The 13024-nt window shown below is 43.1% G+C and carries 11 protein-coding genes and 1 pseudogene; 5 read left to right on the top strand and 7 right to left on the bottom strand.

The genetic code is table 11. The features are described from left to right. The 3 genes from ACWA6V_RS07955 to ACWA6V_RS07945 all read left to right on the top strand — a co-directional run. On the top strand, positions 1-964 hold a 964-nt coding region (locus ACWA6V_RS07955), incomplete at its 5' end, for an acyltransferase family protein (RefSeq protein WP_449521979.1). 20 nt (positions 965-984) lie between these two features. Continuing rightward, positions 985-2247, top strand: a complete 1263-nt coding sequence (locus ACWA6V_RS07950) for an O-antigen ligase family protein (RefSeq protein ID WP_449521978.1) — start codon at positions 985-987, stop codon at positions 2245-2247. Positions 2248-2286: 39 nt separating this feature from the next. Further along, a complete protein-coding gene (locus ACWA6V_RS07945; protein ID WP_449521977.1) occupies positions 2287-3201 on the top strand; it encodes a glycosyltransferase in 915 nt (304 codons plus the stop codon). A 35-nt stretch (positions 3202-3236) separates the two neighbouring features. Here the strand turns inward: ACWA6V_RS07945 and ACWA6V_RS07940 are convergent, their stop codons facing one another. Continuing rightward, positions 3237-4574, bottom strand: coding sequence for a hypothetical protein (locus ACWA6V_RS07940; RefSeq protein ID WP_449521976.1), 1338 nt, complete (start codon positions 4572-4574; stop codon positions 3237-3239). Between the two features lie 372 nt (positions 4575-4946). Between ACWA6V_RS07940 and ACWA6V_RS07935 the strand changes: the two genes are divergently transcribed. After that, positions 4947-6476 carry a hypothetical protein gene (locus ACWA6V_RS07935; RefSeq protein WP_449521975.1) on the top strand — a complete coding sequence of 510 codons (1530 nt, stop codon included), beginning with the start codon at positions 4947-4949 and terminating at the stop codon, positions 6474-6476. A gap of 86 nt (positions 6477-6562) precedes the next feature. On the opposite strand, the gene ACWA6V_RS07930 is transcribed toward ACWA6V_RS07935, so the two are convergent. After that, positions 6563-7354: a glycosyltransferase family 32 protein gene (locus ACWA6V_RS07930; RefSeq protein ID WP_449521974.1), complete on the bottom strand. Its 792-nt coding sequence runs from the start codon at positions 7352-7354 to the stop codon at positions 6563-6565. Positions 7355-7576: 222 nt separating this feature from the next. Here ACWA6V_RS07930 and ACWA6V_RS07925 point away from each other — a divergent pair, with 222 nt between their 5' ends. Next, positions 7577-8416 (top strand): hypothetical protein, encoded by an 840-nt coding sequence (locus ACWA6V_RS07925; protein WP_449521973.1) that lies wholly within the window; start codon positions 7577-7579, stop codon positions 8414-8416. 22 nt (positions 8417-8438) lie between these two features. Here ACWA6V_RS07925 and ACWA6V_RS07920 read toward each other — a convergent pair whose 3' ends face one another. From ACWA6V_RS07920 to ACWA6V_RS07900, 5 genes and pseudogenes are all read right to left on the bottom strand, one after another. Further along, positions 8439-9650: a glycosyltransferase family 4 protein gene (locus tag ACWA6V_RS07920; RefSeq protein WP_449521972.1), complete on the bottom strand. Its 1212-nt coding sequence runs from the start codon at positions 9648-9650 to the stop codon at positions 8439-8441. A 51-nt stretch (positions 9651-9701) separates the two neighbouring features. Continuing rightward, on the bottom strand, positions 9702-10844 hold the full coding sequence (locus ACWA6V_RS07915) for a glycosyltransferase family 4 protein (RefSeq protein ID WP_449521971.1): 1143 nt from the start codon (positions 10842-10844) through the stop codon (positions 9702-9704). A 20-nt stretch (positions 10845-10864) separates the two neighbouring features. Continuing rightward, a complete protein-coding gene (locus ACWA6V_RS07910; protein ID WP_449521970.1) occupies positions 10865-12019 on the bottom strand; it encodes a glycosyltransferase family 4 protein in 1155 nt (384 codons plus the stop codon). Continuing rightward, the gene (locus ACWA6V_RS07905; RefSeq protein ID WP_449521969.1) at positions 12003-12773 is read right to left on the bottom strand and encodes a sulfotransferase family 2 domain-containing protein; all 771 of its coding nucleotides are present in this window, start codon (positions 12771-12773) and stop codon (positions 12003-12005) included. The genes ACWA6V_RS07910 and ACWA6V_RS07905 overlap by 17 nt, the downstream gene beginning before the upstream one ends. Positions 12774-12820: 47 nt before the next feature. After that, a pseudogene (locus ACWA6V_RS07900) lies at positions 12821-13024 on the bottom strand (3'(2'),5'-bisphosphate nucleotidase CysQ); the annotation flags it as partial.

Below are 13024 nucleotides of genomic sequence, written 5' to 3'. Positions count from 1 at the left end.
GAGATTTGTTGCGGCTTTGTTGGTGATGTTCTATCACTATCTTCCTTTTATTCAAAAAAAAATAGGTAGCAATAATGTAGATTTTTTTGAATATGGATACCTAGGTGTTAATTTTTTCTTTATGTTGAGTGGTTTCGTGATTATGGCGTCTGCACAAAATCGTTCAGCAATAAAATTTGCATTACTGCGAGCACTAAGATTGTATCCTGCATTTATCGTTTGCCTATTAATAACGCTGTTTATATTGCATGCCCTTGGTTTCCCCTTAGTATCAACCACTGCCATTTTTCTAAATGGATTAATTATTAATGATTATTTTGGAGTGCCAAATATTGATGGGGTTTATTGGACACTACAAGCAGAGTTAAAGTTTTATGCATGTATATTCTTATTAATTCTCTTTAGACAAATTCATCGATACAAGCTGTGGTTGAGTGTGTGGTTACTAATGGCGGTTGCGCATCACTTTACAAAACAGCCATTTTTTATGGGCTGGTTTATTAGTCCATCTTATTCTTTTTGTTTTATCGGTGGAATTTCTGCATATTTAATATTTAATGATCCAAAGAGTCGGTATGCCATCAGTGTTTTCATAATCGCGATGGTTTTTGCAATTGTAAAATCCTGTGGGCAGGTTGATGGATTTGTAAGAGCAATAGAGCTTGGTGATCGCGTAGTTGTAGGCGTACTCACCTTCTTTTTCTTTCTTTTCTTCTTTTTTTTGCGCGATATCAATAGATATTTTAAATACACAAAGCTGATGGCAATTTTGGGGGGTATGAGTTATCCGCTATACCTCTTGCATGGTAAGGCTGGTACCAGTGTCCTTGGCTTTTTAAGTGGTGTATTGGGTGCGTATGAATCCCTATTTTTTACGATAATTCTGGTGTTAGTCACTTCGTATTTTGTGCATTACGCAATCGAAAAGCCCTTGTTTCGGGCTGTTAGGCATAAAGTGAATTGATATCGTAAGTGGAGTATTTTGTGGAAGCGCCTAAGGTAATAGAAAATTTCTATGTTTTTAATGTGAAGAATATGTGGTCTTATTTTAAAGGCCAGCATTTTTCATTTTGGATGATATGCTTTTATCTCTTCTTTGAGTTTGTTCGACCACAAGCTCTTTTTCCGGCTATAGATTTTCTTCCTTGGGCGCAGCTATTTTTAATGGGTGCGTTAGCAGGCTCTTTCAGTGATCCATCGGTAAAAAATGTAAAGTCAGCTGCAAACATATACATAATTATTTTTTCTATTCTAATTAGCATCTCCGTTTTTACTGCATACAACACAGTAGTGTCTAAAAAATACTTCATGGATTTCTTTAGCTGGGTAATTATTTATTTTCTAGTTACCAGAATTGTAAATACCAAGGAACGATTTTATATATTTCTACTGATATTTCTTTTTGCGGCAGGAAAAATTGCTATAGGTACCGCCAAGTCATGGGCATTTAGAGGCTTTAGTTTTACTAGTTGGGGGCTTATGGGGCCAAAGGGATTTTTTCAAAACTCAGGAGAGCTAACTATCTTGATGGTAATGCTATTTCCAATGGCATTTTATTTATACCAGCATTTTAAAGCGAAAGCGGCTCTTTGGGAGCGGCTAATTCTAATTGCATTTTGGGTTTGCCCTATTTTAACTGTGCTTGGCGCGAGCAGTCGGGGGTCGCAGCTGGCGCTCGCTATTGTTATGGCAATTATGTTTCGCAAAAGTATATTTAGGATTAAGTCCCTGGTTGGGGTCACTGTTTTAGTTATAGGTTTAGCTTATTTGTTGCCAGAGGAGCAAAAAGAACGTTTTAGAAGTACTGGGAATGATAAAACGTCGCAGCAGCGATTGTTATATTGGGAAAATGGATGGGAGATGATGAGGAATCATCCTTTGGACGGTGTCGGTTTCTTTAATTTTATTCCATATTACGAAAGGCACTACTCCGGCGATATGTTGTATGACAGAGCGGAGCTGCCTCACAACATATTTATTCAGGTGGGGACTGATGCAGGCTTTCCCGCATTGATACTTTTTATACTTATCATTTTGTATAGCATTTATGTTCCCATTAAGATCTACAGGCGGCAAGGAGCTGAAACATATGAGAGGGCAGTGGCTGCTTCGTTAGGATATGGCGTCTTAGGTTTTTTGATAGCGGGGCAGTTCGTGACAGTTTCATATTATCCATTTATTTGGGTGCATTTATCGTTTATCGTATGTTTAAATTCTTTGTGTGAAAATAAAAAAAATAAGATGTAGAACATTAATTTTTTGATTGGCATTTTTATAGGGGTTTACGTGAAAAATTCTAAAAGGGGTATTTCTTTCGTTATTCCAGCAAAGAATGAAGAAGCCGAAATTCCAATTACCATTAAAGCCATTCAGCAGTTCGCTTCTGGTCTTATTTATGAAATCATTGTCATAAATCATAACTCATCTGATCGCACAGGAGCTGTTGCTGAATCGCTGGGAGCACGAGTATTCGATAAGGTGGGTGGTACTATTGGGGCTGCGAGAATTTTCGGGGCTGAAAAGTCAATTTACAACGTCCTGATATTTGTCGATGCACATGTATCGTTAAGCTATGAATGGCAGAAAGAAATTGGGGCTGTACTGGATAAGGTCGGGAATAACTATTTATATATGACTGGATCCCACTGTGTTCCTCCTAGCGAAGGTTCTTGGCTGGAAAAATATTGGTTTTCAAGTTTTAGTCAGGAAGTTACAACCACGCATTTGGGAACTGGGCATATGATTATGTCAAGCAAACTATTTGAAGAGGTTGGCGGATTTAGCGAAGAGCTTAGAACCGGAGAGGATTATGATATTTGCCAAAGAGCAAAATCCATAGGTGCAACTCTTGAAAACAATCCTCGGTTATTGGTGTTTCATAGAGATTACCCCCAAAATATCGTGGATTTTTTTAAGCGAGAAAGATGGCATGGGCGAGGTGACGCTCAAAATTTGAATGCCTTTTTTTCGTCTAAAGTTTCTATGTCGGCATTAGCTCATGCTATTTTTCATGTGTTTTTTTTACTTGCGCTATTTTTCAGTGATAGCTCTACGGTTAAAATATTTACATTTATGTGTTTGTTCTTGATTCCATTTTTGGCTGCGAAGTATAAATTCAAAAATATAAAATTTAGTGTGTTCATGCTGAACATCATGGTGTTTTACGTTTATTTTTGGGCAAGGTTATGTTCCGTATTTTGATGGGGCAGTAGGGTGTGCTACTGCCATTAAATGCCTTAAGACGATTGCATTTTTGATATGACGCTTTTAAATTTCCCATTTGCTCCTTTTTTTATTTCATTTACATAGTCAATGTTAACATTGATTTTTCTGCTGGTTCGTTCTTTTATATTTTCAATAAGTAGTTCCGGTTTAAATAAATGCTGTGTGTTGGGCGATAGTATTATTTTTACATCGATCAGGTCGATTTTCTCCTGAATGATTTGCGCAAATTCAATGCCATCAATACCCTTGAATGCGGGGTCCATCCTCCCAACACGTTTTCCCTCCGGTGTAACTATTACGTCGTCAGTGCGCCCATCAATTGCATCAAAGCCATGTGCAATATCTGACGATCTTTCTACTAAATCGCCTATTTTATAGCGCAATAAAGGCATGCCGAAATTCAATAATCCAGTTGTAATCAATTCGTAGGAATTATCAAACTGATGCTCAAATTCAAGTATTGAAAACAAGGGGTCGGAAAAGTAATACTTTCCAACAGACACCGCATTAATAGCCATTTCAGTACAGCCGTAATGGTCAATCACGGTAGTATTCAATGTGCTCTCTATTAGCTGCCGAGCGTCAGTTGTTAGTGTTTCAGAAGATGTCAGAACACACTTGGGGGAAAATGTAAATTTTAGCTGGTTTTGCTTCGCTAATTTTAATAGTTCCACTATTGCCGAGGGGTAGGAGTCAATAAAGTTGGGTGCCCAGCGATTGAGTGCATCTACATAGGACGCAATAGTGTCATCACTAATAAAATACGATGACAGATATTGAGTATTGTTATAAGAGTCGTAACGGTCAGGATGTTTGCCTGGGCTTTTATAAAGAATGCGACCAGCAAAGGTGGTGCTTTTTGAGCGGTAGTTGCAGTCAAAAAGAGCGAGAGCTTGTTCATAAAAGCGGTAATTTATTCTCCGCGCTTCATCTGTGTATTTCACCGATAGTGGGGTGCCGCTGCTACCACTGGTGTTGGCGCTGCGCAACTTATCTTTGAACTCGGGGCTGGTAGATATAAACAGCTCGGGATCTTTCTTAAGCTCTGCTTTGGTCAATATTGGCAGCATATTGCTGAGATCACCTGTGGCGATCTTGTCTGTTGATACATTTCTTAATAGGTTTCTGTAATAAGGAACGTAATCTTTACAATGTTGTATCAACTGTTGCAAACGCTGTTGTTGGTGTTGCAGATCTATTGGTCTGATGGTTCTAAATGGTATTAGGTCGGTTTGATAGTTGGCAGGAATATCACCTACAAAACGTTGGCGGTATAAATTTTTTCCATAGGCGGTAAGCGCCAAATTTTGCAATTGTCGTGGCATTGCTAAATAAATGGCGTTAGACATTGTCATTTCCTTAGATATGTTGATGTTCGTGTTATGAGCTGGGCAGGTATTTTGATTAAAAATTGCAACTTCCAAACAGAATAATGCGTTATATATAGAAGCAATTTAGAAATTATTATCACTTTTCATGACGGTATTTGATAGCTTTAGTGGCCTGCCGCAGGTTTTTTTTACAAAGATGGGAATTGGTTGCTTGAATCTCCTTGCTATTGGCATCTTGTCTCATGGCGCTTTGCACACTTGTGCTAGACTTGAGTAGTTAAATTTAAATGAAATATGACCCCTTCCACTGCTAGTTGCGTGAAGGTGATTTTCCGCAGTTATTGCCCGTATTTCTCTTAATAACCCCATCATTTGTTAGTGGTAATCGTTATGAAAAATGCCATAAATATTTTTCTTATTTCTCTCTTGATGGCTGTGTCAGGCATTGTAAATGCAGCCATGCCCTTCCCTTTCCCGGTAGGGTATTTTGTGCCGGCCAAAATGCCGATGCATTTGGTCTACCCGCGCCCGGATACTGAAACTGCGGCTCATGCCCGCCATAGATGGGCGCACCCACAGATGGAGTATGCAATCCCGATTGGGGTTCAAGGTGGTGCCTGGCCGTTCAAGTATGAGCTGATCAGTGGGCCAAGTGGGGCAAAAATTGGCTCTCTATATGGCGAAACCAATTATGGCTCTATCACTTGGACACCCACCGCAACCTCGGGCACCCAAGAGTTTAAAGTGCGTATTACTGACCAGGAGCTAAATACCGTTGAGGCGACCTGGAAGGTGACGATAGATCCGGGCATGTTTGTCTTTGTTAAGAGTGGGGCAACCGGGACTAAAACCGGAACAATCGACAATCCCCTTGCCACTGCCGCCGAGTGGCATAAATCAGCGACTGATTCTACTTACGCCAATAAAATTATTGTGTTCCGTGGTGGCAATTATAATTTGGTGGGTGATGCCGCCAACAACAACAATGTGCGTTTGACGGCTAACCAAAAAACGCCAAGCCTGATTGGTTTTCCTGGAGAGGAACCTATTATTGATGGCGGAACTGCCAAAATATTGGTGGGTGATTTAACCGATATTTTTGTGGCTGGAATAACTTGGAAAAATGCACGTAACGATGTGGCTGACGCCCACTTTTTTTGGTTAACAGGAGAAGTAAGTCGCACTACTTTTTGGCGCAATCACTTTACTGACATGCAATTTGGCAAGGCGGGTACTGACAATACCGGACCGGTGTTTATTTCCAACACAGTTAAGGCAAAAACCAATATTTTGTACAAAGAAAACCTCATCACCAATGTGAATAATGCAACTGGAAATGGGCACTACTTTGATATCTATCGAGCCAGTTATGTATTGGTGGAGCAAAATATTGCAAGAAATAGTGCTACAAGTTACGGTTTTTGGGTCAAGTCCAGCATTAGTTTTGTTTCTGTTCGCGCGAATGAAGCTTTTGATAATGTAAGAGGAACGCAAATGTCTATTGGCTACGGTAGTGCAGTTGGTGAGGTTCCTCATGATCATGAGATGAATTGGAATAGAATAGTCGTTCCTGCAGATCAGGATGGTCCGGCGATTTTAGCTGTTATTAGTGATTTCTATAAAGGGCAGAGTTATAACACTTTTATTTACAGAAATACTGTTGTTAATGGCTACAGCACCATACGCTTCATGGGGAAAACTCCATTTGAAACAGATGCAAACGTAATTGTTACTACCAAACCAAATCTTTGGAATACAGCAGAAATGAAAACAACAATACCAAACGTGGTGGCTGGACCAACAGCCGGTATTGTTCAGCAGTTGGAGGGTCGTTATGCTGGAGCCGAGTTTGGCAAGGTAGGAGCCGACGTTGCTACCTCTCCCGCGCCTATTGCACCCTTGAACCCGAAATATCAATAATCCCGCACTTGCCAATACCCTTCATATGAAGGGTATTGGATTTCGTTATGTCCTCAATTGTTTCGCTAATCTCACCTCAGGGTTAATCAGGCTGTTTCAGCCTTTGAGGTTGACCAATGGGTTCCTCCTGCAGCTTTTATATCCTCAAAATAGCCCTCGTATTTGCATAACAGAATTGTCCTTAATCCAACCATTACTCGCCTTGACCAAAGCGGCTTCTTGTGGAGTTTGCGCAGTATTCTGACGTTAACATCCTTGGTGCTGTAGGTTTTGGCAGAATAGGTGATGCCCTCAGGCAAGCCAGTGACTTCTGCTACGGCGCGGGCAAGTCCGCCTGGGCCGGTAATGTCATACAGTAATGCAGGATTATTTTTGATGAGCGCGTATTGTTCATCATCGAGTAATGTTGATTTGATATTGCTGAGCACTTTTTCCAAGACCGGATGCGCGGGTGCTGAACACATAAATGCATTAAATAATTTTGTCTTATTTGCATCATAAGCCACGATAAATTGATCTTTATCTTTTATCAGCTGCTTCATCGGAAGTTTGCATACGGTATCCATGTCGGCATAAATCCCTCCAAAGCGATAGAGCGCGCAGTAGCGCCAAATATCGGCTCTAAACGCCCCTGGTGGGGTTCGCTCATAGCATTTAAATAATTCCGGATCAAAATCGGCAATCATTTTTGCGCAATCGGCATCCACTAAAAAACGATAATCGCAATCCGGATTTTTACTGGACCATGATGTGGCTGCTTTATGCATCATGGCGGGAACCAGATCGGTGATAAATGTTTGCCACACGATTCTGGATATTGTGCGAATACGGGCGGGGCGGGATGAGTGGATCGCTTTGGGTATTCTATGAGTTGGCATACATATCACTTGGTAAACAGGCAAAAGCAGTCATGGACTGTTACAGGGAAATCTATTTTCGCTGCAACAGCCGGCAAATTCCGAGCGGCACATCAGGTAATTGGCGATTACTCTGCTACTGCGGATGATAATCAGGGGCAAGATTTGGTATTATCCCAGCCAATTTGATCAGCTGCGTATAGTAGCTCGCAACGCCAAAATCTATAAGGATGAATTTACATTATGTTTGTTTCTGATTCGCTAATCTTTGTTGAACTGCATAAAACGGCTGGCTCCCATATAGGCCGTTGCCTCAATAAAATTTTAACGGGCGAGCAGGTGGGCAAACACAATGTGGTTCCGCCTGAACTGCAAGACCGTTTTATTCTTGGCTCTATTCGCAACCCATGGGATTGGTATGTGTCTTTATGGGGTTATGGTTGTGACCGGAAAGGCAGTGCTTTTAGTCAAACGACACGTCGTTATAGCGTTAATTATTATTGGCGCCAGCTGAATAAAGAAATGGGTAAAAATTGGCTGAGCCCGGCGCAATATCTGCGTCAACTGCTTGCGGATACTGCCAAACCTGTTGCGCTTTGGAATGAAGTCTATGCCGATAGCAGCAACCCTGAATTATTTCGCAAATGGCTCCGGCTTATGCTGGATACGGATCGCCGCTTCGATATTGGTGAGGGCTATGGCTTTTCCCCACTCTCTGCGCATAGCGGTGTGCTGACTTATCGTTACTTTAAGTTATTTACCAATCTGGGATCGGATTTGTATTCGCTGCCAGATTTGGCCGACTCGTCACGCTTGAATGAGGTGTGGGAGCAGCGTGCGATCACCAATTTTGTTGTGCGCAACGAACATCTTGAAGCCGATCTAATTGATGCATTGACCTGTGCCAACATTGCGTTAACCGATGAGCAGCGATTATTTATCCTGCAGGGGAAAAATGAAAAGACCAATACATCGTCGCGCAAAAGTATGGATTTTTACTATGACGCTGAATCGATAGAGCTGGTAAAAAACAAAGAGGCTTTTATTATTTCACGCTACGGTTATGAACCGCCGGCACTCTAGTAGCCAGCATTTCAATAAGTGGTCAGGGTATTAATTCCAGCAGTGCATTTTCCAGCTGCGCCGCAATGGCTTCTTGTGTAAAACTGTCCAGTACACGCGCAAATCCCGCATTGCCCATGCTCTCCCGCAGGAGGGCATTACTCAGTAAGTTATTTATCCGGTCCCGGCATTGGTCAATGTTATTCGGGTCTACCAGATAGCCATCTTTGCCATCATCAATCAACTCAATAGGCCCACCAATTGCTGTAGCAATAATGGGTTTTTTGGCCGCCCAGGCTTCAATAATACTTCTGCCAAACCCTTCAGGGCCTAAACTGAAATGCATAATTACATCTGCAGCTTTGATAAATGGCATAGGGTCAGCCTGAAAGCCGAGCATGACAACTTGCTGCTGAAGTTGATGATCCAGAATGAATTGTTTGATCTGCTGAAAATAATCCGGGCTCTCATCGGCGTTATCGCCCAAAATAGCAATTTTAAATTTTGCATTTGCGCGCAACAATGGCAGCGCACATTGGAGAAATTCAAGTTGCCCTTTGAACGCGATAACGCGCGCGGCGATTAAGTACACAACGTCGTCAGCGCCAGCGTTCATCGCTTGGCGCGCGCGCGCCACTGCTGCCGCTGGGATCTGCTCAAAAATGTGATGATCTACAGGGTCATAGATAAGCGAAATTTTTTCCAATGGGACCGAGAGCTTTCGGGAAAATTCTTCAGCTAAAAAATGGGTGATGGCGATATATTTTGCAGCGGCATGGCATATTTCGTCGGTGTAAGTATTGGCAGAGTCAGCACCGCGAAAATGGTAGACCAGAGGTAGCCGCATTATTTTTGCTACACGCCAGGAAAGATGGGTGACACCATTATTACAATGAACCAAACGAACCCGGTGTTTGCGGCCGATGCGCGCAATTTTATGTGCAAGTAAAATCTCGCCAATTACACTGGCTAATGCATAGCCCTTGAAAAACAATTTTTTTAACAGCCGTGTCGGTACCCTACTTTTACATAAATCAGTAAAACTATTTCTTGCTTTGTAATTGAAGTGATCCGTTAACCTGACGTGGCTAAAATTTTTTACCCAGGGTGCGGACGCTTCTGGTGGCATAAAGGTAATTAACAACGGATCAATTTTTTTAAAGCAAGCAATGGTTTGCGATAGGCTGATAATAGCCCCGCCAAAACTTTGGCCTTGCTCAATAATAAGAATTGATGGTTTTTGTTGTTGACTCATTGTGTTGTTATATATCTCTCACCGTATCTCTTCACCGGTTATCGGCTGGCGTCACTGATTGCTTGGCAACAAGCGCTGAATTTGTTGCACGATATTATTTTTATACGCAGCGACTGAAAATGTTGTCACGGCGTGCTGCCTGCCTGCGCGCCCCATTTGTAAACGCAGGTCGGGGTTTTCACTCAAGCGCAGGAGTGCTTCTGCAAATACCTCAGGTTGGGACCCTTGCACATGAATGCCATCAATTCCATTTTGTACAACTTCGGTCAGTGCGCCTGCCGCAGCGACTATATTGGGTATGCCACAGGCTGCGGCTTCTACTACTGACAGGCCAAAGCCTTCTTCACTGGATGCTAATAGATGGATATCCGCCACCTGTTGCAGATAAAGTGAAATGTCGGGCACTTGCGCGATAAAGGTCACTGATTTGTTAATCCCCAGCTCGTTGCGCAGTTGTTCCAGCCGCTGCGCATCGGGCCCAGTGCCGATAATGACGGCGTGTAGCGGCAGTGAAGATTTAGTGCTGGCTATTGCCAGTGCACGCAAAAATAAATCGATACGCTTATGTGGTACCAGTGCCGCGACACTTGCAATAACAACGGCGTTGTCGCTGATGCCGAGCGAATTGCGTAATTCAGGTGTGCGTTGCGCCGGAACAAACGTTTTTTCAACATCTATACCATTGTAGACAACCTGAGCGGTAACATTGCATTTTTTTTGAATTACTGCCTGCGTGTGTCTGCTGGGGGCAATAATCAAGTCAGCCCAGGGTAGCATCCAAAAATAAAAATAGCGTTTGGAGGCTGGATGATGCAAATGAACCAGGATGGGAATATTTAACCATTTGCTAATAGGCTTGCCCATTTGGCATGGAAGCCCACCGCTACTGAACAGCAATGCTGCGTGCTCGGTAATTAAAAACGTTTTGAGTTCGATAATTTTTTTCAACCATTGCCACAGTGGAAACGAAAAATTTTCATCGAACATAATTTCGGGAAATGTGAATTGCAATATTTTATCAGGCGGTTGCTTTGTGCGGGATGCAATGACATCGGGATTGTTGGCAATCAATAGCACCCGGTAGCCGGCTTCCTGTAATGCGTCAATTGTGTGGATAGCGCAGACTTCGGTACCGCGCAAGATCTTGCCACCAAAATGCATCAGGGCGATAGTTGTGCTTTGGGTTGTTTGCATAACTTGCCTGTTGCCTCTGCTTATTCGGCCAAGGTTTTCTGTAAGGCGGCTATCAGTGCTTTGTGGGTTGCTGCAAGAGAATATTTTTCAACGATCGCGCGTTTACCCTGGTTGCCAAGTGACTGTCGCAATTGGCTATCGCTCAAGAGCTGGGTCATTTTTTGGCAGGCATCTTGTAGATTCCCTTCCTGATATATCAAACCATCCTTTAGATGCTGTGTAGCTTCACAGACGGAAGGGTTGCTGGAGACAAGTACTGGAAGCCCTGCGCGCATATATTCGAGAATGGCGAGGGAGTAACCCACTTCGCCCCTGCTTGGGTGAAACGCAATATCGCAGCTATTGAGGATCTGATCGATATTATTAACGCGCCCAAGAAAAGTGACGTGATTGCCGATGGCGAGTGAGTGTGCCATGGTTTTTAAAAATTCCAGATCGGGGCCATCACCACAATAAATAAAATGAAATCCATGGCATTTTTGTTGGTGAACCAATTGGGCAAAAACATCTAACGCAAAATCCACGCCTTTATAGAGGTTTGCTCTGCCGGTACTGACAATTAACAAAGTGTCAGTAGCTACACCTAATTGCGCGCGCAAATCCAGTGGCGGGTTTTGCGTTGCTTCTGTTATCGGAATGCCATTAGGTGCTGCGAAGCATTTTTTGGCGGGCAGGCAGCTGATATTGATCAACCGGTCTTTGACGTATTCTGTTGCGCCGATTGCGGCGTCGACTACCAACAACGGCATTCGCGCGCGACAGGATTTAAGAAATTTACGCAGTCCGGTAGGGCGCGTGCGAATTCCGGGGGTATGGTCGTGGACGATAATTTTTTGTACGCCCGCCAGCTTGAAAAACAAATAGCTCCAATGGCTGGTGGGGCGGTCACTGAAATAAACCACAGCAATGTTGTGCTGTTTTATAAAGCGTATATGTTGCGCAAGATCCGCGAATTTTTTTACCCCAAAATCAAACGCAATCGTGCGAATTTGTGCGTCCTGAATTGCTTTGGGCAGGATAGAAATACTGGGGTAGGTAATCACCACTTCATAATCAGTAGAGAATTCAGCGTGAATTTTTACCCAGAAACTTTCCATCAACCACCAGGCATAGCCAACATTAGAGTCCCAGTTGGCGACGCACAGTAAGGTGGGTTTGCTATTGGGCTCTGACAAATTGACCACCCGCGACTTTCATTCTGTTCAATGCATCAAAGCTATAGCCAAAATTGGCAATATCTTGTTTGTATAGCTCGGCCACTTTTTGGATTGCGGCGGGCGAGTACACCTCTCTGTAGCCAGCGCGTTTGGATGCGTTGGTGTGTTTCAAATCAGTTTGTGGCAATTTCAGGTGCGCACAAATCGCATCAAAATCCTGTTGAATGGTTTCAAAGTAACCCAGATGATCAACGATTGGATTGCCTTGCCTGTCGCAAATAAAATCGCATTGTGGCCATAAATGTATGTGCGCATGCAGACGCTCAGCGGTGAGCCAATTCAGTACAAAATCATCGAACGAATGAATGCCTGCTAAATGTGCTTTCGCCCATTCGGCGTCCTTGGCATTCCAGCCGCCACCTTTTAAGTAAGAGTAAGCGGAATAGAGCCTGTCCCAAGGATTGCGCACAAAAGTAAACTTGAAAAACTGGTTGTAGTCGCGACGGCCATAAATCACCCGATATTCCTGTGCCGTGTAATGGTAGGGAAGTTCACCGAACAGGCTAAGCGCCAGAGAGGTGCCGGCGGCTTTGGTGATGTGCACAAAAATACATTTATTTTGATAATAATGGCGCAGGGAAAAATCGCCCTTATCCGAAGGGAATATCGCCGTTTTTAACGATTCAATTTCCTGTTGGTTACGCAACTTGTAAAACCAGAAGCGTGTCTCCTTGGGAATTAACTTTCCATATAAATTGCGCAGCAATTGCATTGTGATTCTCTGTCTCGGGCTTCAATGGGTTGTGAGCGGGGTGCCTGCTAAGCCAAATAGTTTTTTACCAAACGATTAAAATCATTCGTTTTACCCAATGCATGAAAAAATGGGTTGAGTAAATTTTCTTTGGTGTTGTAGCGCAAGGGAGTGAGATTGTCGGCTTGGTAAATTTCACCACCGGCACCCTGCAGGACCGCGTGTGCTGCTGCTGTGTCCCACTCTGAGGTGAGGCCAAGGCGCGGATATAT

This window comes from Cellvibrio sp. (assembly GCF_053579595.1).
Note: the sequence above shows the minus strand (reverse complement) of the source record. Positions and strands in the feature narration are given on the sequence as shown.

Coding starts and splice junctions, on each gene's coding strand:
- ACWA6V_RS07940 (WP_449521976.1), bottom strand. CDS start 4,574: ATGTCTAACGCCATTTATTTAGCAATGCCACGACAATTGCAAAATTTG.
- ACWA6V_RS07935 (WP_449521975.1), top strand. CDS start 4,947: ATGAAAAATGCCATAAATATTTTTCTTATTTCTCTCTTGATGGCTGTG.
- ACWA6V_RS07930 (WP_449521974.1), bottom strand. CDS start 7,354: ATGCCAACTCATAGAATACCCAAAGCGATCCACTCATCCCGCCCCGCC.
- ACWA6V_RS07925 (WP_449521973.1), top strand. CDS start 7,577: ATGTTTGTTTCTGATTCGCTAATCTTTGTTGAACTGCATAAAACGGCT.
- ACWA6V_RS07920 (WP_449521972.1), bottom strand. CDS start 9,650: ATGAGTCAACAACAAAAACCATCAATTCTTATTATTGAGCAAGGCCAA.
- ACWA6V_RS07915 (WP_449521971.1), bottom strand. CDS start 10,844: ATGCAAACAACCCAAAGCACAACTATCGCCCTGATGCATTTTGGTGGC.
- ACWA6V_RS07905 (WP_449521969.1), bottom strand. CDS start 12,773: ATGCAATTGCTGCGCAATTTATATGGAAAGTTAATTCCCAAGGAGACA.